Raw genomic sequence first — 26,978 nt, forward strand, 5'->3', positions numbered from 1 at the left:
AGCTTGATCCAAAGGCTTATTAATTTATCACTAATAATTCAGAGGCAATCTAACCATTAAGAAAGCGGTTAATCGAAGAATAGGCTTTCATACACGTCTCTCTAACTAAGTCTTCGATATTTAAAAATCCATGTATGGCATCTTCGAAGTGTACATTTTCGGCATGTATCCCTAAGGATTTCACCTTTTCATAGTAAATTTTCCCCTCATCACGCAATGGACAAAATTCAGCGGTGATGACCAAGGTTTGTGGAAGATTAGCGGTGAAGTCCATATGCAATGGGGAAGCTGCCTTTCTGCACTGCCCTTCCTTAAAATACTTATCGAAAAACCAAGTACACATATCAGCCTCTAATAAATAGCCAACGCCATTTTCATTATAGGATTCGTATCTGGCGACATAATCAACACAGGGATAAATAAGAATCTGCTTTTCTATATCAATTCCCCGGTCAAACTGGGCCAGGTGTGACACTGAGGCAGAAAGCGAACCGCCTGCAGAGTCTCCTGCCACAGATAACGTTTTTCGATAGTCAACATTCTGTCGATCTAGAGTCGCCCAGATGCCCCTGACAACGGCACAGGCATCTTCAATATTCGCAGGGTAAAGATTTTCTGGTGCTAGACGATATTCCCCAGCCACCACAATGTGCTGTGTATTTATTGCCATTTTTCGACAAATCGGATCATAGGCCTTAACACTGCCTGCCATGTGTCCACCACCATGGAAATACACCAATACCGGAAGCGTTTGACCTGGATTCGGGTTAAAGATACGCACCGGAACGTTATACCCGGCAGTATATATTTCTGCATCCATCACACAATCAATATCAGGAATATCGGTCACAAACTCCTGTATCAGCATCTCCGTCTTTTCCCGAGAGTCAATAACGCTAAAAGGAAAACCTTTTGCGGAACGCGCCAATAGCACTTCGTTACACTCTCGAAGAAATGCGGAGAGACTTGGATTTACCTTTCTCAACTTAAACCCCCAAAGAAAAAATTTAACAATAAAACCCGCCTGAAAAATTCCTAAATAGCGATATGAAACCTCTAACCTTCAGATCAAAACAAAGATTATCTTATTTCAAACACTATTCACCTCAAAATAGCGCAGAACTTTTTAACTATAAATATCAAGAAATATGGAGAGAGGTGCCAGCCACTAAAAAAGCAGCTGGCGCACAAAATACGATAATAATTTTTTTGGATTCAGAAGGGCTTATTTAATGAAAGACAGGAGCAGAGACATAACTCCAGAACAATACGGTGCCCACCATGATCATTACGGCAATGACCAGGGAAACGGTGATAATCGCACTGGCGAAGAGGAAGCCCCGTTCTTCAGAAACGCCCATCACAATTGGAATGCCCAGATAAAGTAAATAAACCGCATAAGCGACGGCCACTGTAGCCAGTAAAATATCCAGCCATAACACGGGGTAGATTCCAGCGATGCCCGCCAAAAAAATAGGCGTCGCGGTAAACCCAGCGACAACCACCCCCTTCATTGGGTGCGTCTCTGCGCCATAGGTTCTAGCCATCCAATGGATAAAATAGCCAATCGAGACGACAGCCAATACCATCGTAAAATAAAACACCGCGACTAATTCCAGTGCGCTCTGCCCAGTTATTTTTACCGGCGTTCCGCTACCGATACTCCAACCAACTTGAGTTGTACCGAAATACCAGGCGACTGCAGGAAACAGCGCCAAAATAATGACGTAGGGAATTTGCCGGCGAAGTTTTTTCTCGGGAAGGCTACCGATCAGCTCCCACTGCCTGCGGGGCTGCAGCATAAGGCCGAACATATGGGTCAACATTCTGTTTTCCTCAGGTTCTAGAGAGAACTCTGAGTGCGACCTATCTACTCAAATTGATCTTGAAACAGCCGGTCAATATGAGGGTACCACTAAAAGGCCACCCACAAAGCTCCAGTGCATTTCTTCTTGTTTCGGAATTATTTGTAGGAGCTACAGTCGTTCAAGTCAACCGCAGAGAAGGAATTGGCGGGAATGCTTACATTCTCGTTTCTCGCGGAAACATTTTTTAATGGTACTTTGATACAAATCAACCCGGCCAGAGCGTGGAGGTTCGTGCAGGGAGTATTTAACGCCGTAACCAGCTGCCGATCCGCAGCCGGTTACCTTTATACCTCGGGTACCACTCACCCATCCAGTTAGAAATTTACAGGGTCAACAGGTTGCATCCAGCCAAAATTGTCCTCGGCCCGACCCTCTTGAATATCCAGAAGTGCCTCGCGCAACGCTTTAGCCACAGGCCCCGGAGCCTGGTACAGCTCGTGACTATGCGCTTCATCGCCTATCACACTGATAGGACTGATAATGGCCGCAGTGCCGCAGGCAAAGGCCTCGGTGCAGACCCCAGAAGCGATTTGGCTAAGCAATGTATCAATATGGATAGCACCCTCTACCAAGTCGTAACCCAGTTCCCTGGCCAGCTTCAAGAGCGAATTACGAGTGATACCTTCCAGAATGGAACCGGAGAGCGCCGGCGTATGGAGCTTTCCCTCGATCACTGCAAAGAAATTCATTCCCGAGAGCTCATCCACACGACTGCGATCAGCGGGGTTCAACCAGAGAGATTGGTCGTAGCCACGCTCCTTGAGACGCCCAACGCTGAGTAGCGAGCCGGCATAATTACCGCCCACTTTGGCATCTCCTGTACCCCCCACAGCCGCACGCGCATCCTCACGCTCTACCCAAAGGCGCATATTGCCGGTGTGGTAGGCCTCTGAGGGGCTGGCGATGACATAGAACTCATAGGATGTGCTGGCTGATACCGTTAGGTCCGCCTGAGTACCGATCAGGAAAGGCCGTAAATAAAGTGACTCACCGCGGTTACCTGGTACCAGGTTGGCACAGTACGCAGCGATAGTGCGCACACCATCGAGAAACAGAGATTCGGGCACGGAGGGCATGCACAGCCGCTTGGCAGAATACGCCATACGCGCCGCATTTTTTTCAGGGCGAAACAACGCAATGCTGCCAGCCGCTGTTCGATAAGCCTTCATACCCTCAAAGCACGACTGGGCGTAATGTAGGACCTTTGCCGCTGGATCTATGGTCAGTGGAGCATAAGGAATTAATTCCCCCTGACTCCAGCAGCCGTCCTGACAGACTGCACGAAACATCACAGGGGCCATTGCCGTCCCGAAGCCCAATCTTTCAGGTACTTCATATCCACGCAGACTCACGGCTACTTCGGGGTCGATATAGATGCTCACCGGCACTCTCCTCTCATTCGAATCGGCTGATTATGGCGCCTGACGGTCAGCAATCCAAATGCACCACCCACAGGCCCCATTGCTTTAGTCATTTTCGCCCAATCAGCACCGCTCTCATAGGATGAAAGTCCAGTTAAAGCGTTCCTAGTCCCTTCGCTTCGGGCTCAACGGATCGACACATAAATTTACCCAATAAACTTTTGGCACTTACTTACCGACCTTCAGCACTGTTATTTCTCTGCAGCTGCTAAACCAAAAGGGTGGTCGCAGGCATGCCGGTAACTCTTTCACCGGTTGGTTGAAGTCTCCGTCACAATCCCTCTGATGACAGACTGTGCTGGCTATACTGTTTAATACGCAGCCAGGAGCGCAAAAATAAGCATCCGGATGCGTCTTCTCTGATCGGCCAAAGAGCAAAATCTATCGTGGCCACAGGGTAGTAACAGAACCACATTTCAGGAGAGAGCTTCCACCATATCAGCCGGTTTACCGGCGATCGGGCGGAGACGAGATCCACACCCTGCGTGACGGCTATGGCCTATTGCACAGCTGTGGGCAAAGTAAACCGGAATGGAAGTGGTTCAATCGTGACACAGATAGATACCAGCAATCGCCTTGCTATCGGCTTGATGTTTACAGCCACAGCACTGCTGTGTAACAGCGCCATTGCCGCAGATGACGCCACTGTAAGCCAGCACTCAAAAGCCCCTCCCCAGGCTTTTATTGAAGCTGCCTCCAAACCCCTGAAAAAAACCCGAAGACAACTGCGCCCCTCTGAAGCCGTCGACTATTATCGCGAACGAATCGAAGAACTGGAGGCCGAACATGGCGCATACGGTGTCGGTATTGATGAACAATTACTAGGACTGGCTACCGCATTGCAAAAAGCCGGTGCGCACGACGAAGCCGCCAGCGAATTCCGCCGCGCAATGTTGGTTAACCGGGTGAATGAAGGGCTGTATTCCCTCAGCCAGATCCCAATGATTGAGCGGCTCATCGAAAGCCAGATAGCTCTAAATCAATGGGAGGACGCGAATGACAACCAGCAGTACCTCTATTGGTTGTACGAAAAAAATTACGGCAAAAAAGATCCACGGATGTTACCGGTAATCAACAATTTGAGTCGCTGGCACCTTCAATCCTATGTTGAGAAAAAAGGCGAAACCCTAGTTGAACACCTGATCAGCGCCACCAAACTCTATACCCTCGCTGTCGACATTATCACTAAGAATTTCGGCTCCAATGATCTGCGTCTAGTAGATGCTTTGCGCGGATTAAAGGCCACCAATTATTACTTGGCCAGGTACAAGGGGGAGGCTCAGGCACCCCTTATCGTTAATACCAGCTTTGGCGCAGGGCCCGATACCCATCAACGCAGTACGGTTGATCACTACCGTATGAAAAGTTTCAACACCGGCAAGAAGGCAATCACTCGACTTGTCGATGTTTACCAGAGAAATCCCAAATCGCCACCAGCCGCATCCGCCAAAGCCAAAGTTGAATTGGGTGACTGGTACATGATGTTCAATAAATGGCACTCCGCCCGGCGGACTTACGGTGAGGCTTATCAGGCCCTTTGGGATAACGGCGCATCCAGAGATGAAATTCAGGATATTTTTGGCCGCCCGATAGCTCTTCCCGCACTGCCCATACTGGAATCGGAGAGCAAGGCCCTGGCGAACTCACACATCACCGTTTCCTACGACGTTACCGCGTTTGGCAAAGCCCGCAACATCAAGATCTTACGCTCCTACCCGTCGGACAAGGTACAGGTTCGCTCTAAAGTGCGAAAAATACTTAAACGCGCCAAATTTCGTCCGCGCTTTGAGGATGGTGAGGCGGTAGAAACCCGCGGCATTGTTCAGCGCTTTGTTTTTGATTGAGGTTTTTTCGTCACAGCGATTAACTGGGGTTGTGGAGAGCGCGCAAATAATCAAATAACAACTACTTTTAAATTTCCACACTAGCCATTTTCCGGGCAGCCAGGGAAACGCAGGTATTTTTTCCTGCGCCTCCCCGGCATAACGCCAAGCCCTTAAGGAGAAAAGAGATGACAACTCGGAAAGCGGTACGAAAAAGTCACCGCCAGGGCATTAGCTGGCACACTCTGTTCTCTATCGCTGTATTGGCTTCAGTGGTTGCCGGATGCAAAAGCCAGCAAACCCAATCGCAACCACCGGCAGCGCCATCGATGCCCTCTTCCAGTTCTCAGTCGCAGTCTCAGTCTCAGTCTCAGAGCAGTGCCTCATCAAGCAGCAGTGCACAGAGCTCCAGCCAGTCACAATCAACCAGTAGCAGTAATAGGCAGTCCAGTAGCCGCTCTTCGAGCCAGCCCAGCGCTAATATGCCAACGGCGCAACGCGAATCACAGCAGAATTCCGGTACAGCATCCAGTGAAAAACAGCGCTCCTCCCGCGAGCGCTCAGCCGGCGAAAACATGCCAGAGGCCGATTCTCGCAGCCGCTCCCCCTCCTCCCCTACCTATAGTGATGCGCAGCAATCTGCAGAGGAACAGCGCATGCCGCCAGATCCTTCCTCTGGGGAAGAGGGCACCCCGCCAGAAGATATCGACTTTTCTGAGGAGGAGCAGGCAGCCTCCGCTTCCAGCGCTTCCTCTAGCAGCAGTTCGAATTCCTCAAGTAGCTCAGCCTCCAGCAGCAGTGCCAGCGCCGGGGGACAACCCGGCGACAGCGCCGCGCGCGCAGGTAGTGCCCCCAATGAATCTCCCCGCTCTACCGCGGAGAGAGTGGCTGATTTGGAGGGTCGCTTTGAATCCACCATGGTGAGCTACGACGGCATGATCCTGCGCGAACGCGACTATGTCCGCAACAGGCCAGGATCTACTGCGGGCGAGGCGGAAGAGGAAGCAATGGATGAAGCACCGCCCGGAGAATCGCTGGAAGACTTGATTGAATCCGCCGAAGCCGAAATCCCAGCACCACCGGGAAGCGGATCGCCCAGCGGTCGTGGCCCACAACAGAACAATTCCAGCGGCCAGGTGACAGGCCCCGGCTTACCCGCAAAAGGCCGTCAGGGAGAATACAACCACAGTGGCTCTCAGCCAGTGGTGCCTGCGGATATTCCCAGTGGCACCGATGACGATGTGGTGGCCCGACAAATTCGTGAAGCGGCCACCCGGGAGAGCGACCCGGAGTTGCGAGAGAAACTCTGGGAAGAGTATCGAAAATATAAAAATGCGACGAAGTAGTTATAGAGGACGCATAGATGGCACTTTTAACTCACAGCAATTTTGGCAGTCTGCTGACAACACAACGCGTCATTCTGTTTACGGGAATACTACTCGCAATTCTGTTTAGCGGGTGTACCACGACAGAGGTGCGCACCACGGCATTTACCCCCCTCACAATTGAGGATAAAAATATTGCAGAAGAGCGCCTGCTCGATGTAGGCGTTATTCAGTTTGACCCAGGCATTGAAGGTATTGAAGTCGATGAGGACACTCTGATTTTTCCAGAGTTACGTCAAGCCGAATCCCGATTTATAGCCGTGACCCTAGCCGACTCGCTACAATCAAGCCTCGGCTGGGGCGCTGTGAGGGTGATCCCCTCAGCCCGCACCAATATCGATGTGACTATTTCTGGGAGGATCCTACAGTCCGACGGGGAAACGCTCACAATGGAAGTTACCGTAACGGATTCCCGTGGTCAGCGTTGGTTCACGAAAGAGTATTCTGAGTACGCATCGCACTACGCCTATGATCGCAAGCATCCTACCGAGGGCGATGCCTTCCAGGGAATCTATAATCGGGTTTCCAATGACATGCTCGAATATCGCCAAGGTTTATCCAACGAACAAATTGTCGAGATACGTACAATTTCTGAAATGCGCTTTGCCAGAAGCTTTTCACCAGAGGCATTCAATCGCTACCTGCAGCAAAGCCAGGAGGGTATCTACTACCTAAGTGCTCTGCCTGCAGAAAATGACCCCATGCTCGAGAGAGTGCGAAAAATTCGCGAGCGCGACTATTTATTTGTAGACACTCTACAGGAGTACTACGGAACCTTTGCTAAAACAATGGAAGTTCCCTATCAGGAATGGCGTGCGCGCAGCTATGAAGAAGTACGGCAAATGCGTGAGCTGAAACGCAAAGCCCGCAACCACACCATTATGGGTGCCGCCGCCATTATCGGCGGCATCGCCGCGGCAGGCGCCGGCGGTGGCAGCGCTCAGGCAGCGGGTCAAGTCGGCATTGGTGCAGGCGGTTACCTGATAAAAAGTGGCTTCGATCGTCGTGCTGACGCCAAGATGCATTTAGAGGCATTGCAAGAATTAGGTGATTCCATGGAGGCGGAAGTAGAGCCACAGATCGTCGAGCTTGAGGACCGCACAGTAACCCTAAGTGGATCGGTTGAAAATCAGTATCGACAGTGGCGAGAAATTTTAAAGGAAATTTACGAAGCTGAAACCGCTTCTTCCGAAACCAAAATATGAAATTTTACGCATTATTGAGGTAAATCCATTCATTTTTACATTTTGCAAACACCCAAGATCTTCACCGGGTAACTGAATAACACGGCGGAACCACTATGCAGCACCGCAATAACGCCAAGGAAGATTCAACTCCAATCGAGCCCGCTGAATTTAGTTTTGGCGGTGAGGGAGCTCGCACACCAACGAGTACTGTTCAGCACGCAGAAAAGCGCAACAAAGACAGTTCCTACTGGCCCCTTATACTTGGAACAATTATGTTCAGCGGATTAGTGGGGGTCTTTTGGGGGTTACCACAAATTGTAGAAACGCCAAAATTACAGTCCGATGAAACGGTATCTGCAACAGCGCAGAATAAGCCAGAAGAAAGTCCCATACCGGCTTCTCCTTATTCAGATGCCGAAATCATGCAACAGCGCAGAGATGTGCAAAAAATATTGCAAGACATTCTCGTGCTTAAGGAGGAACTACAGGAGCGTCAAGTAGAAGTGTGGGCTTTTGAGGATTTTTACGCAGCTGAAGATCTAGCCCTTAAAGCCGATAGTATCTATCGCAAACGGCAATTTATGCAGGCCCTGGAAAAATACCAGGAGTCTCTGCAAGCATTGGAAACACTGCGTGATAGCATCCCTGAGCGTATAGAGACACACCTCACGGAAGGCAATCGGGCGCTGGATACAGGGCATCTCGATGCGGCCATTGATGAGTTCAACCTGGTACTGACCATCTCAAGAGATCACCCCAGAGGTCTTAAAGGGCTGGAGCGTTCCGATACATTACCATTAGTCTGGTGGTCGTTTATTCAGGGCAAACAAGCCTATCTGGATTCCGATTTAGATCTAGCAAAATCATCCTTGAAAAAAGCACTGTCTATAGACCCAAAAACTGTCCCAGCCCAGGCTTTGCTGGCAAAGGTAGAGATGGAAATAACAGAGAGGGACTATAAGGAAGCGATGTCCGAGGGCTATGCCGCCATCGCTGACAAGAAATACAACTCCGCCAAACAGTTTTTTAATCAGGCACAAGCATTAAAACCCAAAGCCAAGGCGCCAGTAATTGGCCTAAAGCAGGCACGCAATGGCGTCGAACGGGAAAAAATTAACAAACTATTGAGTTTGGCACGCTCACATGAGGAAAAAGAAGATTGGCACGATGCTCTGAGTAGCTATACAACTTTGCTCAAAAAAGATGGGAGCCTGGTTACTGCCGTAACCGGTAAAGCAAGAGCCTCTGCCAGGGCAAAATTAGATGACCAATTACAAGAACTGCTCAAGGATCCCCTCACCTTAAGCGAAGGCAAACGTAATCATTTTGCTCGCAAGGTACTCGCAGATGCAAGAAAGGTGAAATCACAAACACCGCGCCTGGCCACCCAAATAGAAAACCTGGAAAATGCGCTCACCCAATCCCTGATACCACTTCCCGTGCGCTTTAAATCTGACCGAAGCACCAGTGTCACAATTTACCATGTTGGAAGGCTCGGCAATTTCGACCAGCGCGAAATTGCCTTAAAACCCGGTCGTTATACCGCGGTAGGCACCCGCGAAGGATATCGTGATGTCCGTCGTGAATTTATTGTAAAGCCAGGAAAACCTGTCACAGAAGTTGTTATTCAATGCGCCGAGAAAGTAAACGGCGCTAATAATAGCTAAATGCTCGAACCCATAAGGCGAAAGAAAATCTAATAAACAGATATTCGCATAGGGTCTGTCTTGAAATGAATCATCAGATTCATTCATAGGACAAGAAGTGTTCTGTGACAAATGGCTCGCTGATTGCCGTCTCTCCGGTACCAGCGAGCTAAGCTTTATTGCACACAGAAAAGCATCCACCCAAGCTTTGGTATCCACAACACAATAGAGTGTGATCGGCCGATATCAGGGTTATTGCGATAACTCCATAATGAAACAGCAATAGGGAAGCATAAATGGCAGTAAAAGAGGCAGTACCTGCCCAAGATGAGAAATCTGCAATCGATGACTCCCCACTCATCGAACCTATAGGGTTTACGCCTGTTCAGATCAACTCAACCCGCACGCGCTTATTTTTCACGAAGCGTGCCCTGATGGTGGCGGCCTGTTTATTGTTGAGCCTCTTAGTACTGATCTATTTAGTTATCGCACGCTCCCTTATTTTTGAGACTCAGCCGAATAACGCAGAAATCAGCATCAGTGGTTTTGCCTTGCCACTTGGGGATGGGCACCTGGTATTACCAGGTAACTACAGTTACACCATCAGCGCAGATGGTTACCTTTCCAAAAGTGGCGAGGTGGAAGTCAGTAGTGATGGGCACAGCCGCCACACTGTGACTCTGGAAAAACTTCCCGGCCACCTGCAAGTGGAGACTGATCCGTCCGTACCGGTTAAGGTATTAATCAATGGCAGCGAGGTCCCCAATAAAAACGGACTGGTTGAAAACCTAAGTCCGGGCGGGCTGCGGGTTACCGTACTCTCCGATCGCTACCTGCCTTTTACCCGTGAAATTAAAATTGAAGGGCTTGACAACACTTATCGACTGGCCGCCAATCTCCGCCCGGCCTGGGCCAATATCCGGATTAGCAGTAATCCTCCAGGTGCCACAGTCAGCGCCAATGGAAAAGTGTTAGGCACCACCCCCCTCAATACAGAGCTAGTCCAAGGCGATAGGGTTGTCTCTATCTCCCTACCAGAGCATAAAACTGTCGATGTACCTGTGGCTGTTACTGCGGGTGTGGATCAAACTCTTCCCACGGTGAATCTCGGACCCGCCGATGGTCTGCTACGGGTGGTTACCACCCCCGAGGGCGCGGGCGTTACCGTTGATGGTGAATTTCGTGGTCACACTCCACTGGAGCTCGAGCTGACATCGGGGAAAATTCACCGCTTACGTTTTTTTAAGGATGGCTATGCATCGATTGAGCATACCGTAGATCTATCCGCCGGCATGGAGCGCGACCTCAATGTCAATTTAAACGCAGTGTATGGCAGGGTATACGTAACAAGTGTCCCCTCTGATGCAGAAGTGTACATTGATGGACAGTACGCCGGTAAAAGCGGCCAGACGTTCAACCTCCCCGCCAAAAGTCACAATATTGAGGTACGTAAAAATGGCTATAAAGCCTTCGATACCAAGGTAATACCCAGCGCCAAATTGGAACAGACCGTACGGGCCGTATTGTTGACCAGAGAGCAGGCTCGCTGGCAACAGGTTCCCTCCAGTTATCGTCACGGCGCAGGAGGGACCATGAAATTGATGCGACCCAATGCCGTATTTACCATGGGTTCCTCACGTCGTGAACAGGGACGCCGAGCCAATGAGGTAATGCGCCAGGTTTCTCTCAACCGCCCTTTTTATATCGGAGCCACTGAGGTTACCAACCGCGAATTTCGTCGCTTTAAACGCATGCATACCTCTCGACATGTCAACGGAGTAAGCCTGGATAATGACAACCTCCCCGTTGTGAGTATTAGCTGGATTGATGCCGCCCTATTCTGCAATTGGCTCAGTGATCGCGATGGCCTAGCACCGGTTTATCTCACCGAGCGTGGACGCATCGTAGGTTTTGATTCTGCGGCAGATGGCTATCGCCTACCCACGGAAGCCGAGTGGGCCTGGTTGGCCCGCTATGATAAAGGCACCATGCGCAAATACCCCTGGGGCAACGAACTCCCTATCGGTGCCAACTCCGGAAACTACGCCGATAGTCACGCAGCCAAACTAGTACCGGCTGTTTTACGTACCTATAGCGATCGCTATGCCGCAACAGCGCCGGTTGGTAGTTACAGCCCGAACCCCCTCGGTATTTATGACCTGGGCGGCAATGTTTCAGAGTGGATTCACGATCTTTATACCATTGGCACTGGGCTCTCATCGCGCCTGGAAGAAAACCCGGTGGGGCCTCAGGATGGTGACTACCATGTAATTCGCGGCTCCAGTTGGCGACATTCAGGTTTGACCGAATTACGGCTTTCTTACCGCGACTATGGTGAAGGTCCTCGCAATGATATTGGTTTCAGAGTGGCGCGCTGGATCAATTAAGGGAAAAACATGTTTAGGATCCTTTTAATACTCATCACTTTTTTTTCAGCATATTTGGTTGCTGAGGAACAGCAAGACAACGATAAAATTTCTGTTGCTCAGGTGAATAAAGAAAAACCAGACAAAAATAAAAATAAGCGCCGCAGTAATTCTGACGACTACAAATCCTCAGAGGAGATATCCGAGGATTTATCCGTTGCCTATCCAGTGGACATTTAGAGAAGCAGCCAAGAGCACTATCATGAAATTTAAATCTTCCGACTTTATTTTCCAGGTATTCGCGCTGCTGGGCTCAGTTATCCTTGTTCACGCGATTTATGTAGCTATCATCCGGCCCAATGCAGATGCTTTGATCGAAGAGCAGCTCGCCCGGGAAGCCGCAGGGGAAACCTACGTACAACAGCGCTCAATCTATATCGTAATGAGGGATTATGAACAAGAGGCCTGTTTTGTATTGATGCTTTGGGCTATGGCCATCATGGGCTTAAAAGCACACAAAAGCATCCGCGAGCGCAAGCTACTCAATAAGGCTCTGCTCAATATTAGTGAGGGCACGCCCATACTGCCTGAGGATACCCGTGATCTCTCTCGCCCTATTCAGGCTCTCCCCGAGGAAGAGCGAAGTTTCCTGGTGCCCAGGGCCCTACTGACCGCCCTACAAAGATTCGGCTCGACCAAAAATGTTGCTGCGGTATCCAATTCGATAAAAGAAGTGTGTGAAACCGAAGGTGACCGTCTCGACTCCGAACTGGCGATGGTGCGCTATATCACTTGGGCAATTCCCTCAATCGGGTTTATTGGCACAGTACGCGGCATCGGCGAGGCCCTAGCCCAGGCTCACAAAGCCGTTGAAGGTGATATTGCCGGGGTCACCGTTAGCTTGGGGGTCGCCTTTAACTCCACATTTATCGCCTTGGTAATTAGTATCGTCATCATGTTTTTTACCCACCAGTTACAGCTGATGCAAGAGAGACTGGTACTGGACACACAAAGCTATTGCGATAACCGCCTACTGAGATTTCTCAAAATCAGTTAACCGTCATCAAGAATCACTATCTCCGATATTGGCCGTGAGGAATACTCCATGGGACAAGGCGTCCTTGAAATCAATGACTGTGGTTTAAGGGTTTTTATCGGCACTACCGAAGTTCTGGAAAGTCCCGGCATTGCCGTCATTGAACCCAGCCGGGTTCACATAGGCACCTCCGCGCAAATGCGTGCGCGCAGCCACCCTACTCAGGTCAACAATCAGTTCTGGCGAAGACTCAGCCTTGAATCGTTGAAATCAGCCAATCAACGCTGCCGTCATCACGCCGACCTCGCCTACTGCCATCTACAGGAAATAGCCGAACACTGTGACCTTCCCGAGGAGCTGGTATTGGCGGTTCCGGGTAACTTTACCCGTGAACAGCTGGCTCTATTGCTTGGAATCATCAATGAAAGTGATATGAATGTCGTTGGAATGGTTGATTCAGCAAGCGCTGCGATCGGTGATCTGGCGCCCTCCGGCCTGCAAATCTATGTTGAGTTGCAACTGCATCAGACGCTGGTTTCCCGTGTCATAGTGGAGCAACACGCCACTGTAAAGTCTGCCGAGAGTGTTGCCGATGCTGGCTTAAATCACTTCCAAGAGGCCTGGGCACGGGTATTTACCGATGCTTTTGTTATGCAGTGCCGCTTTGACCCGCTCCATTCGGGTGAGTCTGAACAACAACTTTACGATCTGATGCCCCAATGGGTAAATTGCGCAATGCACCAGGGCGAAGTGTTAGCGGAACTTGATGATCGCACTGCAAAAGTATCTTTACGCCAACTTCAAGATGCCTCCGCCCCCATTCTCTCTCGGGTACGAGCCATGATCGAGAACCACGCGGAAAGCGACAGCGTGAGCTTTATTTCCCATCGTTGGGCCGACATTCCCGGAGGCTTACAGCTGGCGCAGCGAATGTATCTTCTTTGCAGAGACAGCATCGCCCAATCAATTAAAAATCGGTGGAAAGAGTTACGCAGCGACGATTCCACGCTGCGCCTTGTCAACAGCATCAGTGCGGTTCCGGAAAGCAAAATCACCGTGCGCCTGGACACGCCTAAAGAAGCGGCAGCAACGCACTTATTATTTGGCCATCGCGCTCTTGCTGCACAACAGCCTCTCTTTGTTTTCTGGCATGAAGATAAATTCAAGGTAACCCCCACACCTCCTGACCACCCTGCGGCAACGGTCACCAACCATGCCGGCCGTTTGGCACTAAGGGTCGATGCGGGTATCCACCTGATGCTGAATGGTGAGGAAATTGCCGCTCCGGTTAATCTCAATGCCGGAGATAGGATTGGTATTGCGGATAGACAGGATGTCATAACCGCAATCAGCGTGGAACGCTATGAGACGTAAAAATCGGCGTTTCTCCACCTTTAGCCTCTCCTTTCTTGACATCATGTCTTGTGGATTTGGTGCCGTTGCCCTGATTTTCCTGATTATCAAGCACGGCTCTGATCACGAGATAGAAGTGGAAACCGAAGACCTCAGCGCCGAGGTCAACCTGCTTCAAGAAGAGGTTGAATTTGGTGAAGAACACCTTGTTCAGGCCCGCAATACACTGGACATCGTTAGCGATGAATTGGTTGATGCCCAGGGATTAGCACGCCGAATACTGGAACAAATTCAGGACGTGAAAGGAAATATCGCAGAAATAGACAGCGTCGACGAACAGGAAGATATAAAAAGGCTGCAAGATAAACTAAAAAAACTGAAGCAGGCCAAAAAAAATCTGGAAGAGGAAAACAAAAAGCTCGGAAATAATGTGCGTAAATATGTTGGCGATGGCGATCGTCAATATCTCACAGGACTTCGGCTTGGAGGCAATCGAATCCTGATCCTCCTCGACGCTTCTGCTTCGATGCTCGGTGATGAACTTATCAAGGTTATTCGCGCCCGCAACATGTCTTCAAGGGTAAAACGACAAACAGAAAAATGGCGCCGAGCAATCAATACCGTCTCCTGGCTCACCGCCCAGTTGCCTCCAGATAGTCAGTACCAGATCTATACTTTCAATACATCTTTTCGCGCCGTCATTGCCGGAACGGAAGATCGCTGGCTCAATGTGGATGATCGCGACCAGCTGGACAAGGCCATCAAGGGATTGGACGAAGTTGTGCCTGAGCATGGCACCAGTTTGGAAAGAGTATTCAATGCCATTCACGCTATGAAATCTTTACCCGACAACATTATTTTGATTACCGATGGCTTGCCCACCCAGGGCATGAAGCCCCCCAGAGGTGCCACAGTATCCGGCAGAGAGCGGCGTAATCTGTTTAAACGAGCGGTGAAAGTTCTTCCCAGAAATGTGCCGGTTAACATAATACTGACCCCCATGGAGGGAGACCCTTTTGCCGCCAGTGAATTCTGGAAGCTGGCAATGCAAACGCAGGGCTCTTTTTTGGCACCATCGAGGGACTGGCCATGATCAGCTCTTCAAAAAAGAGACGGCAGGAAGAATTCAGCATCTCTTTTCTCGATGTAATCTGCTGTGGTTTTGGAGCCATTGTTCTATTACTGATGATTGCCAAAACTGCCGAGCCTATTGTTTTAGAAGAGGCCGAGATAGACCTGGAAGCGCAGGTTATCGAGTTGCAACAACAACTTGCTCAGATTCGTGGCGAAACCACCATTCTTAATCGCGACCTTAATGCCAAACGTGAACAGATCGATATTGAACACAAACGCATAGCCAACCTACGTGGAGAACTGGAAGCTCTACAGGCTGTTTACGCCAGTAAAACCGAAGGTCAGAGTGAAGAAGGGAAATTAAAAGGTAAGTTAACCATAGCCCTACAGTCAATGACCGATGAAATGCGGCGCCTGCTTGGGGAAAATTACCAACGCAAGAATAATGTTATCGGTGGCATACCCGTCGACAGTGAGTACATCCTTTTTATTATTGATACATCCGGCAGTATGTTTAACTACGGATGGGATCGTATGATGTCAGAAATGGTCAATACCCTGGATCTCTACCCCAATGTCAAAGGTATTCAGGTAATGAATGACATGGGAGATTACATGTTTTTCAATTACCGTAATAAATGGATCCCAGACACACCTGGACGTCGTCAGGCAATTCTTCAACGACTTAAGACCTGGAATCCTTTTAGTAACTCCAGTCCTGTAGAAGGTATTCAAAAAGCGGTACGCAGCTTTTACGATCCCAGCAAAAAAATCAGTATTTATGTGCTCGGGGATGAGTTCACAGGAAAGTCAATACGTAATGTCATGCTCGCCGTAGATCGCGTCAATGCTCAGCATGGTGAGGGAAAACGCAATATTCGTATCCACGCAGTGGGGTTCCCCATACAGTTCTCACGACCTCCCCATTTACAAACCACCGGTCTTCGCTTTGCCGCCTTAATGCGAGAATTAACCTACCGCAACGGTGGCACTTTTGTTGGTCTTAATGATTTTCGCTAGCTGATTTACACCAGGAGTCATTCATGATGTACAGGATAAAGGAGGCTTCCACATTTCATCTGGCGATTGTGGTCATTATCTCCGTATTACTCGCAGCTTGTTCACATACCGTGCAGGTTGAAGGGCGATACCCCTCTCCAGTAGGACAGCAGCTTCCTCTCTCTGTGGGCATTTACCTCAGTGAGGATTTTAAAAATTATACCTACCAAGAAGAAAGTGAAGATCGGGAGGAATGGAAAATAAATACTGGCAGAGCCCAGGAAAGCCTCTTTGAGACAGTACTCGGCTCTATGTTTCTAAATACGGTCTCTCTATCGGAGTACCCCCAGGATCTGCCCGCCAATGTAGAACTTGTCATAGTCCCCGAGGTGAAAGAGTTACAATTCACCATGCCCCGGGAGACCAGAGTTAATATTTTTGAGGTTTGGATCAAATATGACATGAATGCCTATGATTCCCGCGGAAATCAGGTAGCTAGCTGGGTAATCACAGCCTACGGAAAAACCCCTACAGCGTTTTTACAATCTCAGGAAAAAGCACTCACTCAAGCTATCAACATCGCCTTGCGCGACGCCGGAGCAACCCTTTATACAGGTTTTGGGAAAGTACCTGAATTACAGGCATTTCTCTCAGGAAAACTCAGGTCCGCCTCATTGCAAGAATTCAAAGTGAAGTCCATCAAGGCTGAATAGAGGATTATATCGTGTTCAAGCCATTCATTGTTTTAATTCTGATATTCCTCAGCGGCTGCACCACTGTCGTTATTGATGAATACAGACGTAGTGACGGTGAGCTCGCTGCTGGGGACTCCGTGGTAATTTTGGGCCGACGCCATTCCAGTGACTATGAAACTGAACCCAATCTCATCGCCTGTGTAGGCCGGGAATTACATAACCCGGAGATGGGGGTTAATATTATTCCTGAGAAGGAATTTGTCGACATAATGTATCCCTGGTTCGAGCCGCGAACTGCTCCTATGCATGTGCGTTCACTGGATCGCCTGATGGAAAATAGAGAGGTCAGGGAGAAAATGGAGGCCTACGGGGTGAAGTACATTGTGTGGATAGACGGCTCCACTGAAACCACTGCCAGCGCGGGTTCTATAAGCTGTACTATCAGTACCGGTGGAGCCGGTTGTTTTGGCTTCGGGACCTGGGACAAGGAATCCGATTACGAGGCCTCTGTGTGGGATTTCCGCGATCGGGAACTTTCCGGCAAACTCAGTGCGGATGCCAAAGGCACCTCCTATATGCCAGCTATCGTTATTCCGATCCCTCTCATTGCCAGAGTACAAAACAATGCTTGTAAAGGCATGGCGGTACAACTTCAACAATTCCTAATACCCGCAGCAGCAACCAGTTCATAAATAATAAACAAGCAGGGAGGCTGAGGTAATGCAATATTTGGTAAGACTGTGCGTCGCTCTATTGTTCACAGTATGTGCGGCCTGCGCATTCAATCCGGCCACCAACCGCCCGGATCTGGTTTTAATGTCCGAAGACAAGGAGATTTCCATTGGCAAGGAGATGCATGAAAAGCTGATCGAAAGTACTCCAATTTATCGGGACCCCGTGCTTGCCGCCTATGTAGATCACGTAGGGCAAAAGATTGCAGTGGCCAGTGATAGACCCGATATCAAGTACCATTTCACCATCATCGACAGCCAGGATATCAATGCCTTCGCTCTGCCGGGCGGCTATGTCTATATCAATCGCGGCCTACTTACCTACCTCCACTCCGAAGCAGAAATGGCCGCGGTGCTTGCCCATGAAATTGGACATATCACCGCACGCCATGCGGTTCGCCAAAAAACAGCCTCCACCGGCGCGAGTGCCGCATCGGTATTATCTGTGCTCGTCACCGGTAGTCGCGTTGTTGGTGATGCCGCCAATCTGTGGAGCACCGCAGCAGTAAAAGGCTATGGAAGAGAAATGGAATTGGAAGCAGACCGCTTTGGAGCCCAGTATATGTTCAAGGCCGGTTATGATCCAGAAGCCATGATCAGTGTCATCGGCATACTTAAGGATCAGGAAACGTTTGCTCGCCGACGAGCAAGGATTGAAGGTAAAAAACCACAGACCTATCATGGTGTTTTCTCCACCCACCCCCGTAACGACATTCGTCTACAGGAAGTCGTCAAAGCAGCTGGCACCCTACCAGCAGAAAACAAGGACATTAAGGTCGCCTACTATCGTGAAAAAACAGATGGTTTGATTTACGGCGATAATGCCAGGCAATCCAACAAGAACCGCTTTAACCACAAGCGCCTCGGATTCTCCCTCCTATTTCCCGATGGCTGGACAGTGGCCAATGAACGCTCCTCTATCGTCGGCACCGCCCCTGACAATTCAGCCAAAATTACTATTAAGGTTGCGAAACGCGATGGGAACCAGCCCGCCGATATGGCATTACGAGAAGAATATGATTCAAATAAATTTGAACAAAGTGAAAAGCTAGATCAATACCAGCTTGAGGGTTACACCGGCAAAATATCCAGTTCCAAGAAGAAAGGCCTGGACCCAGACCGAGTAGCCATTATCTATTATGGTAGCCGTCAATTTATGCTTGAGGGTAAAATTATTGATACAGAGTCCCAGGAAAAGGACCATCTTGAACATTATGACACGCTATTTTTAACCAGTATCCGTAGCTTTCGCCCCCTGCGTAAAACCGATATTGTAGAAAAAGATATTAGACGCCTTCACTATGTAAAAGCCAATGAAAAAACCACTTTCTCTTCTTTAGCCAAGCATATGGAAATTGGAGAGTATGCAGAGGAGCAGCTTCGCCTTCTAAATGGTTATTATCCACGGGGCGAACCCGAACCCGGTGAGTGGATAAAAATAGTGAAGTAAAAAAAACGACATCCTCAGAAATATATTTTGCACTTATGTAGATATTCTGTATATATTTCTTAGCCCCACAACAAGACTGCCCATTAAGTAAAGTTATATTCAGTAACTTTTAGATTCATGAGTACCAAAAAGGGACCAATGGACTCTATTCTAAAAAACCTTATAAATAATCTATAAAAGCAACCATAAATATAACAATAGGAGACAAACATGAATGGCATGATGATGCAGTCTCAATTGACCCTCACCGGTATTATGCAACATGCACTGAGTAATTCACCTGATAGTGAAATTGTCTCTGTTACTCAGGATAATCCACAGTTTCGTTATACCTATAGAGATGCTTTTAGGCGTTCCGCACAGCTCGCCCAGGCACTGTCTCGGCTCGGCGCCAATCGTGGAGACCGTATCGGCACGCTTGCCTGGAATGATCATCGCCATTTCGAACTCTATTATGCCACTTCGTGCAGTGGGCTGGTTTGTCACACTATCAACCCACGTCTATTTCCAGAACAAATTCACTACATCATCGAACATGCCGAAGACCGCTGGCTATTTGTAGACCCTATGTTTGTCCCATTGATAAACAAAATGGCGGAAAAGTTTACCAACCTTGAGGGTATTATTGTATTGACCGATAGGGCAAATATGCCCGAAAGTCAGCTGTCCAATTATTTCTGCTATGAAGAATTCCTCTGTAGCCACTCTGGCGATTTCCACTGGCCTGAATTGAGTGAGCAAAGTGCGGCGGCACTCTGCTATACCTCTGGTACCACCGGCAATCCCAAGGGGGTGCTCTACTCTCACCGCGCTATGACCCTACATACTTACGGGGTTCTCCTGCCGGATGTTTTTGCCATTCGCCACAATGAAGCCATTTTGCCCGTTGTCCCCATGTTTCACGTCAATGCCTGGTCCATCCCCTATGCGGCACCAGCCGTCGGCGCCAAGCTGGTTTTGCCTGGCCACAAAATGGGCTGTGGCGAAACACTCTGCAAACTTATGCAGCAGGAATCGGTCAACATCGCTGCGGGTGTCCCTACCGTCTGGCTCGCACTGCTCAAATATTTACGCGAAAGTGAAGAAACGATTTCCAGCCTCAATCGTGTAGTCGTCGGCGGCTCCGCCTGTCCATGGCGCATTATGGAAGAGTTCGAGGATAGACATGGTGTCTACACACATCATGCCTGGGGCATGACAGAGATGAGTCCACTCGGCACTTACAATGCACGAGTAGATCCCAGGTTGCCGGCAGCACAAGCCAAGACTCTTCGCCTCAAACAGGGGCGAGCAGGGTTTGGAGTGGAAATGCGTATCGTCGATCCTCTCGGAAGCCCACTACCCCATGACGGTATCGAATTTGGCGCATTACAAGTGCGGGGCCCCTGGGTTTGCGAACGCTATTATAAAGCGCAGGAATCCGCCCTCACTCCCGACGGTTGGTTTGATACCGGCGACGTAGCGACGATTGATCCTTTAGGCTACCTGAGCATTACTGATCGCACCAAAGATGTGATTAAATCCGGAGGTGAATGGATTTCCTCTATTGAGTTGGAAAACTTCGCGATGACCCTGGATGGCGTTGCCGAGGCAGCAGTCATCGGAGTCCCCCATGAAAAATGGGCCGAGCGGCCGCTATTGATTGTGGTGCCCGAAGCGGGAAGTAGGCCCGAGCCCAAGAAGATACTACACGCCTACCAAGGACGCTTTGCAAAGTGGTGGATTCCCGACGACTGCGTCATTTCCCAGGAGCTACCCCATTCGGCTACGGGTAAGATCAGTAAAAAAGACTTACGTGAACAATTTTCTCAACATCTCTGGTCACAAGCAATGTCCGTATAAGGCCCCCTGAGAATCAATCCATAACCGGGCACTGAGCCCGGTTTCTTTTTTAAAAAACCCAACGGCAATTCAAAAATGTCTTATGGTTCACATTCTCTCTCGCTATACTGGCACTGATATATCCCTGTCATATTTTTTTGCTAGAAAGTTTCCCACATTAATTTGGGACGCCGTGCAAATGTTCAAAAAAATCCTATCTACATTATTAATCATTGGCTCTACCGTCGCGAGTATCACCTGTGCCGAAAGTACAGGTAGTGGGTCCAAGCACCCGCTAATCATTGCTCACCGAGGTGCATCCGCTTATTTGCCAGAGCACACACTAGAAGCTAAAGCCATGGCTTATGCCATGCGCCCAGATTATATCGAGCAAGACCTAGTACTTAGCAAAGACAATCACTTGATTGTTATGCACGACATCTACCTCGATAGCACGACCAATGTAGCTGATGTCTTTCCAGGCCGGGCTCGTGAGGATGGCCACTATTACACCATCGATTTCACCCTTGAAGAGCTAAAAAAGCTGCAGGTCAGCGAAGCCTTTACCATAGGAGAAAACGGCCCCCAGGCAAAATATCCAAACCGTTTTCCCCTGTGGAAATCCAGCTTCCAACTTTCCACTTTCGAAGAGGAGTTAGAGCTGATACAGGGCTTAAACAAATCCCTCGGCTACGAGATCGGTATTTACCCCGAAATAAAAAAACCCTACTTTCATCACTGGGAAGGCAGAGATATCGCCGCGGAAGCTTTACAAACACTCAAAGAATATGGCTATACCGATAAACAGCAAAAGGTGTTCTTGCAGTGTTTTGATGCTGAGGAATTACAAAGAATAAAATTTGAGTTAATGCCCGCCCTGGGTCTAGATCTGTCACTCGTTCAACTAATCGCCGCCACCAGCTGGGGAGAAAAACTCGTTGAGGTTGACGGTACTCTTCAAAATTATGATTACGATTGGATGTTAGAGAGGGGTGGCTTACGCAAAATAGCCAACTATGCCGACGGTATCGGACCTTGGTACCCCATGCTGATAGAAATTGAAGATGGTCAACCAAGGGCCAATAATGTGGTACGCCGTGCGCATCGTAGAGACTTGCAGGTTCATCCCTACACATTCCGTGCTGATCCGGCACAGCTACCGGAACAATTCGAGAGCTTTAATCAATTTTTACATTTTGCAGCCTATCAACTGCGTGTAGATGGAATTTTTACCGATCAGCCTGATCAGGCTGTCAATTACCTATCCCGCCCCCGCCCGAGAAAGGCTGAATACTGAATCTGTATCAAAAAAATGGCCGCTTGCGCGGCCATTTTTTTAATCGAACTTAGAAAAATCTGCAGGCCGCTTTTCCATAAATGCGGTTGCCGCCTCTTTAAATTCTTCGGAGGTTAAACGATCCTGGAAATGACGCCCCTCTTCCTGAATAAATTCAAGTCCCTTTTCCTGAGTCGCCCGACGCAGTAACTGCTTGGATAAACGTACTGCGGCCGGTGCCTTGGCTGCCAGCTGGGCGGCCACTTCACGCGCCCGTACAATTGCCTGCTCCGGCTCCACGGCGGCATTGCAAATACCAATATCCACCGCTTCCTGCGCCGAAAACTTTTTGCCCAAAAGCAATAATTCAGAGGCTTTGGCATGACCGGTAATACGGGGCAGCAGGTAGCTGGAGCCGTACTCAGGACAGAGCCCCAAATTGACAAAAGGCATCTGGAACATTGCATCGTGCCCGGCAAACGACAGATCACAATGCAACAACATAGTGGTACCAATACCCACCGCAGGGCCATTCACAGCAGCGACCACTGGCTTTGGAAAGTTGTAGAGGGCACTCATAAACTGAAAAACAGGAGAGCCCTCACCCTCAGCAGAGCCACTGAGGAAATCCGTCAAGTCATTACCACTGGTAAAAATACCCTCGGCACCGGTGATAATAGCTACGCGAATCTCACTATTATTCGCAGCACTATTCAGTAGCTCTGCCATGGCGGTGTACATGACCATGGTCAGGGCATTCTTGCGCTCCGGACGATTGATAGTAATTTCTAGGATACGCTCATTTACCTGAGCCTGAATTTCCGCACACGCGCTTTGCATAATGTTCTCCGGGTTGGATTCATTTGGGACTGAGAGACTGCCGCTGTTGGCCTAAAGCAGAGTTGCGCGTGGACGCAAAACGCCTGTTATAAATACCGGGACACAAATCAAAACATCGCTTGTGACATAAGCTGCGAATAGGTTTGATTACAGCTAATTCACACCAAAGTCCCGCAGGGGCCCGTGAAGGGAAGCAACTTTGAGCCCGTTAGTTTGCACTTCAAACGCTTTTAAACCGGTAAATAGCCGCGAACCACTCATTACAGGCGATTCATATTAACCGCTATCCCCACTTAGACGAGTTCATAAACAACCACATTCGTTGACGGGAATAGCCCGGTGAAGTCCGATCACCGAGCAAAACAGGCGCTATTCAACTTCATCCAATTAAAACTTTGCTGCCGAGTCCCTGCGCAAGGGTTGACACATGCAGTGCACGCCACCACCACCAGGAGTGATCATCGAGATATCCGGGTCAATAACCTCCAAGCCGTGGGCACGACATTTTTCAGCAAGACCTATATTGGCCTTCGGCAGCATCACACGGTCGTTGCCCAGGGCCACTACATTAACCCCCAGCTCTAGAACTTGCGGGAATGGAATATCGATAATTTCTATATTGCGACTCTTAAACCACTGCACCAGTTCCGGCTCTACCGCATCGACACAGATTGCCGCCAGTTTTTCAGCCAGCATCGCAACCATGACATCGATATGCAGGAAGAAGGGATCAAACTGGTAGCCTTTTACCTCCCAGCCCTCCTTTTCCACCCAGCGCTTCATCTGCGCAAAACCTTGGGGACTGGTGCGCTCCCCGGAATAACCGCACAAAATCACGCCCGGCTCCAGCACCATAAAATCGCCACCTTCTAGGGAGCCCGCAGTGATTACATCGTAAATGGGAATATCCAGTTCCGCATATTTCTTTATGATCGGAGCCCACTCCCCCCGACGCCAGGGGCTGTACATCTGAGTCACAATTGGCCCCCAAGGCGTCATCACTGAGGAATCACGTCCATAGATCTGGTAAGGCAGGCTGCTATCCGCTGGGATGAGATGAGTGTTGACCCCCGCTTGACGATAGGCGTCCAGCATTTCCCCGTGCTGTGCCTCAGCCACTTTGTGGTCGAACTGCATTCCCAGGCGCTCTGCACGGCGGGCACTGGCATTCCCCGTGCGCCAGCTAAAATTATCCACAGGACCGATAAGTACATCGCGCAGCACACCGTACTCTGAATCCATCCCCCAGTTTGTAAGCGGAGTTGTACCGCCGTTATCCTTGCGGTACTTCAAAGTAAATTCACTCATCTGATTTATCCAAATCTCTTCTCATATAGGGACTCAGCCATCTCGGCAGAGCGCGCTCAATATTCTTTTTTGCCGGTATCAACCCAGCTCCGCACTATTGAGCATCGAGTGTAATAACACATTACAACCGGCTTCCAGATGGCCCGGCTCGGCCGATTCTGCCTCATTGTGCGAAAGCCCACCTGCACAGGGCACAAAGATCATCGATACCGGGGCAACCCGGGAGACATAAACGGAATCGTGTCCGGCTCCGGAAACCATCTTGCGATGACTGTAGCCCAAACTCTGTACCGCACTATCCACCGCTTCGATGCAACCGCTATCAAAAGCCACCGGTGGTGAGAACCACTCCTCGCGAATATCAACGGCAACACCGCAGGCCTCCTGCACTTGTTTCGCCACCCGGTAAAGAGTGCGGTGTAAGTGTTCCAACCCCTCCGGTGTCGGGTGACGTAAGTCGAGTGCCAATACAACTTTTTCCGGCACCGTATTACGGCTACCCGGCGACGCGCGCAGGTCGCCACAGGTAATTCGAGCATCTTCGGAGTAAGCCCTAACTTCTCCGTAGAGCTTTTCGCACAGCCACGCCATAGCTTGTACCGGGTCGCGCCGATCTTCCATCGGAGTGGGCCCTGCATGGCAGGGGGTACCAAAGAAAATCACATCGTACCAGCGGATTCCCTGAACACCGGTTACGACACCTATCACCTGATCCTGCTTTTCCAGAATGGGCCCCTGCTCGATATGCGCTTCGAAAGCCGCTTTGATTGGTGTTGGCTGAACCGCTTCATCCCCCAAATAGCCGATGCGCTCCAGCTCTTGCCCAATGGTGATCCCAGACTTATCCATACGACTGTGGCCATACTCGAGGCTAAATTCCCCGGCCCAAACGCCTGATCCAACCATGGCCGGAGAGAAGCGAGCGCCCTCCTCATTGGTCCACACCACCACTTCCAGCGGCGCTTTGGTCTGGACCCCATTATCCACAAGGGTGCGCAGCACTTCGAGACCGGCCAATACACCATATACCCCATCGAACTTGCCGCCAGTCGGCTGAGTATCCAGGTGCGATCCGGTAATTATCGCAGGCAGGTTATTGTCGGTACCGGCCCGGCGGGCAAAGATATTACCCATGCGATCCACTCGGATTTCACAGCCAATTTCCCGGCACCAGCGCACGAATAGATCGCGCCCTTTGCGATCCTCATCGGTTAGTGCCTGCCGATTACAGCCGCCGGCAGGGGTTGCGCCTATTTCAGCCATTTCCATCAGGCTTCGCCAGAGACGTGCGCCGTCGATACGCAATTGTTGAGGGGGATTTTCCATTCAATAAACTCCGGACCTAATATTCAGGATCATACTAATCACTTTGCCAAAAGATATGTTTTGATCCTGGCAGATTAAAGAGAGCATTATTTCGCCACTGATCAAAACTCGACCAATAAATCGCTTAAATGACGCTCACCTATCGCTCATACCTGAAAATAGACGAACTTCTGGAGTGCCAGAACCCACTATCCAATGGCCCTGAGCACGATGAACTTTTGTTTATTGTGATACACCAGAGCTACGAGCTGTGGTTCAAGCAGATGTTACATGAACTGGACTTCTGGTGTGGCTGTACAATACCGGCGGTCACAACCGCGCCCTGCACACCCTAAAGCGGATGAATACGATCTATCGTTCCCTGATCCAATAAGTGGATATCCTTGAACCCCTGACGCTACTCGCGTTTCTCTACCAAGCCAAAGATCCAAAAAACTGAAACACTATAACCGCGCTCATGCCTTTGCCGGCGTTTTTCTAAGCGCCTGGAAGCTCCGAACTTAGGGGACACATTCCTGAAGCTTCTGCCTGAAGAGCGGCACCAGGTAACCCAGAGTGCACTGGACAGGGATTTTAGCCAAATTGCCAAACCCTTTCCCGAGGCTCAGAAAATACAGGTCGATATCGACTCCGCTTTGCCGCAGTGGCGCTATCGCGCATGTAAAGATGGTAAAGGCAGTAAAGGGGGTACAAGGGGATCAAGTGGTTTGGGCTACCTGCAGAGCAGCCCGTACAAAGCGGTTTTTGCGGACCTTTGGGCAATCGTGCCGAACTCTGACAAACCCAAGGAAGGTGCGGTCTGAGGCAATAAATATACAGCGGCTGCAACACAGCCATAGGTCATACAGACATAAAAAAAGCCAGCAATTTGCTGGCTCTTCTCTCTGCAGTGGCGGGCTTACTTCTCGAAAGGTACCAGGGATACCTGAATAGCCGGGCTCACTTCCTTCGCAGCATCTGCGATCTGCACATAGGTGTCCGCACTGGACTTGTTGTGTGCACGTACAATCACCATAGCCTGAGGGTTCTCGGCGTACAGCTGGGCGATACGAGCGCGAACAGCACGGCTGTCAATACGACTGCCAGCCAGGCTGATATCATCGTTAGCGTTTACCACCAACAGGATGTTCTGTTTGTCAGTATCGGGCGGGGTGTCCTGAGTCTGATTCGGATCAGGTACATTTACGTCCAACGCTTTCTCTTTAACAAAGGACGCCGTTACGATAAAGAAGATCAACATGATAAACACTACGTCCAGCATGGGCGTGAGGTCGATATCCGCCTTTTCCTCTTCTACGGCCTTTCCGCGTCGTCTACTCATAAAACACCGTGCAGTTATCAAATACCAAGGGTGCCGGTTTAACCGGTCTCAT

The 26,978-nt window shown here is 49.7% G+C and carries 23 protein-coding genes; 16 read left to right on the forward strand and 7 right to left on the reverse strand.

Features of this window, described 5'->3' with window-relative positions; translation table 11 throughout:
- Positions 1–49 precede the first annotated feature (49 nt).
- From ACCI51_RS07060 to ACCI51_RS07070, 3 genes are all read right to left on the reverse strand, one after another.
- Positions 50–985 (reverse strand): alpha/beta hydrolase, encoded by a 936-nt coding sequence (locus ACCI51_RS07060; protein WP_371843097.1) that lies wholly within the window; start codon positions 983–985, stop codon positions 50–52.
- Positions 986–1,229: 244 nt separating this feature from the next.
- A complete protein-coding gene (locus ACCI51_RS07065; protein WP_299580185.1) occupies positions 1,230–1,826 on the reverse strand; it encodes a Yip1 family protein in 597 nt (198 codons plus the stop codon).
- 356 nt (positions 1,827–2,182) lie between these two features.
- Positions 2,183–3,250 (reverse strand): branched-chain amino acid aminotransferase, encoded by a 1,068-nt coding sequence (locus tag ACCI51_RS07070; protein ID WP_371843098.1) that lies wholly within the window; start codon positions 3,248–3,250, stop codon positions 2,183–2,185.
- Between the two features lie 587 nt (positions 3,251–3,837).
- On the opposite strand from ACCI51_RS07070, the gene ACCI51_RS07075 reads away from it, so the two are divergent.
- The 15 genes from ACCI51_RS07075 (at position 3,838) to glpQ (ending at position 22,152) form a co-directional block, all read left to right on the forward strand.
- Positions 3,838–5,133, forward strand: coding sequence for a tetratricopeptide repeat protein (locus ACCI51_RS07075; RefSeq protein ID WP_299580191.1), 1,296 nt, complete (start codon positions 3,838–3,840; stop codon positions 5,131–5,133).
- Between the two features lie 167 nt (positions 5,134–5,300).
- The gene (locus tag ACCI51_RS07080; RefSeq protein WP_371843099.1) at positions 5,301–6,458 is read left to right on the forward strand and encodes a hypothetical protein; all 1,158 of its coding nucleotides are present in this window, start codon (positions 5,301–5,303) and stop codon (positions 6,456–6,458) included.
- 17 nt (positions 6,459–6,475) lie between these two features.
- On the forward strand, positions 6,476–7,702 hold the full coding sequence (locus ACCI51_RS07085) for a hypothetical protein (protein WP_371843100.1): 1,227 nt from the start codon (positions 6,476–6,478) through the stop codon (positions 7,700–7,702).
- A gap of 95 nt (positions 7,703–7,797) precedes the next feature.
- Positions 7,798–9,351, forward strand: a complete 1,554-nt coding sequence (locus tag ACCI51_RS07090; protein ID WP_371843101.1) for a tetratricopeptide repeat protein — start codon at positions 7,798–7,800, stop codon at positions 9,349–9,351.
- Between the two features lie 275 nt (positions 9,352–9,626).
- A complete protein-coding gene (locus ACCI51_RS07095) occupies positions 9,627–11,717 on the forward strand; it encodes an SUMF1/EgtB/PvdO family nonheme iron enzyme (protein WP_371843102.1) in 2,091 nt (696 codons plus the stop codon).
- Positions 11,718–11,726: 9 nt separating this feature from the next.
- A complete protein-coding gene (locus tag ACCI51_RS07100; RefSeq protein WP_299580206.1) occupies positions 11,727–11,936 on the forward strand; it encodes a hypothetical protein in 210 nt (69 codons plus the stop codon).
- 22 nt (positions 11,937–11,958) lie between these two features.
- Positions 11,959–12,753: a MotA/TolQ/ExbB proton channel family protein gene (locus tag ACCI51_RS07105; protein WP_299580209.1), complete on the forward strand. Its 795-nt coding sequence runs from the start codon at positions 11,959–11,961 to the stop codon at positions 12,751–12,753.
- Positions 12,754–12,801: 48 nt separating this feature from the next.
- Positions 12,802–14,106 (forward strand): hypothetical protein, encoded by a 1,305-nt coding sequence (locus ACCI51_RS07110; RefSeq protein WP_371843103.1) that lies wholly within the window; start codon positions 12,802–12,804, stop codon positions 14,104–14,106.
- A complete protein-coding gene (locus ACCI51_RS07115) occupies positions 14,096–15,178 on the forward strand; it encodes a VWA domain-containing protein (RefSeq protein WP_371843104.1) in 1,083 nt (360 codons plus the stop codon). Before ACCI51_RS07110 ends, ACCI51_RS07115 begins: the two co-directional genes overlap by 11 nt.
- Positions 15,175–16,179 (forward strand): VWA domain-containing protein, encoded by a 1,005-nt coding sequence (locus tag ACCI51_RS07120; RefSeq protein ID WP_299580218.1) that lies wholly within the window; start codon positions 15,175–15,177, stop codon positions 16,177–16,179. Before ACCI51_RS07115 ends, ACCI51_RS07120 begins: the two co-directional genes overlap by 4 nt.
- Before the next feature lie 23 nt (positions 16,180–16,202).
- Positions 16,203–16,871, forward strand: a complete 669-nt coding sequence (locus ACCI51_RS07125) for a hypothetical protein (RefSeq protein WP_371843105.1) — start codon at positions 16,203–16,205, stop codon at positions 16,869–16,871.
- A gap of 11 nt (positions 16,872–16,882) precedes the next feature.
- The gene (locus tag ACCI51_RS07130) at positions 16,883–17,545 is read left to right on the forward strand and encodes a hypothetical protein (RefSeq protein WP_299580224.1); all 663 of its coding nucleotides are present in this window, start codon (positions 16,883–16,885) and stop codon (positions 17,543–17,545) included.
- A gap of 28 nt (positions 17,546–17,573) precedes the next feature.
- On the forward strand, positions 17,574–19,034 hold the full coding sequence (locus ACCI51_RS07135) for a M48 family metalloprotease (RefSeq protein ID WP_299580227.1): 1,461 nt from the start codon (positions 17,574–17,576) through the stop codon (positions 19,032–19,034).
- 210 nt (positions 19,035–19,244) lie between these two features.
- Entirely contained in the window at positions 19,245–20,876 is a 1,632-nt protein-coding gene (locus ACCI51_RS07140; RefSeq protein ID WP_371843106.1) for a long-chain fatty acid--CoA ligase, read from the forward strand.
- 178 nt (positions 20,877–21,054) lie between these two features.
- Complete coding sequence (gene glpQ / locus ACCI51_RS07145) at positions 21,055–22,152, forward strand: glycerophosphodiester phosphodiesterase (RefSeq protein ID WP_371843107.1); 1,098 nt, start codon at positions 21,055–21,057, stop codon at positions 22,150–22,152.
- Between the two features lie 39 nt (positions 22,153–22,191).
- Here the strand turns inward: glpQ and ACCI51_RS07150 are convergent, their stop codons facing one another.
- The 3 genes from ACCI51_RS07150 to ACCI51_RS07160 form a co-directional block, all read right to left on the reverse strand.
- Positions 22,192–22,971: an enoyl-CoA hydratase gene (locus ACCI51_RS07150; protein WP_371843108.1), complete on the reverse strand. Its 780-nt coding sequence runs from the start codon at positions 22,969–22,971 to the stop codon at positions 22,192–22,194.
- Between the two features lie 387 nt (positions 22,972–23,358).
- Positions 23,359–24,279, reverse strand: a complete 921-nt coding sequence (locus tag ACCI51_RS07155) for a dimethylarginine dimethylaminohydrolase family protein (RefSeq protein WP_371843109.1) — start codon at positions 24,277–24,279, stop codon at positions 23,359–23,361.
- A 78-nt stretch (positions 24,280–24,357) separates the two neighbouring features.
- Entirely contained in the window at positions 24,358–25,605 is a 1,248-nt protein-coding gene (locus tag ACCI51_RS07160) for a Zn-dependent hydrolase (protein ID WP_371843110.1), read from the reverse strand.
- 128 nt (positions 25,606–25,733) lie between these two features.
- Between ACCI51_RS07160 and ACCI51_RS07165 the strand changes: the two genes are divergently transcribed.
- Entirely contained in the window at positions 25,734–25,940 is a 207-nt protein-coding gene (locus tag ACCI51_RS07165; RefSeq protein WP_371843111.1) for a tryptophan 2,3-dioxygenase family protein, read from the forward strand.
- A 563-nt stretch (positions 25,941–26,503) separates the two neighbouring features.
- Here ACCI51_RS07165 and ACCI51_RS07170 read toward each other — a convergent pair.
- Positions 26,504–26,926, reverse strand: coding sequence for an ExbD/TolR family protein (locus tag ACCI51_RS07170; protein ID WP_299580252.1), 423 nt, complete (start codon positions 26,924–26,926; stop codon positions 26,504–26,506).
- Positions 26,927–26,978: the final 52 nt, after the last annotated feature.

The sequence above is a fragment of the Microbulbifer echini genome, assembly GCF_041447225.1.
In the GTDB taxonomy this organism is placed as follows: domain Bacteria; phylum Pseudomonadota; class Gammaproteobacteria; order Pseudomonadales; family Cellvibrionaceae; genus Microbulbifer; species Microbulbifer echini.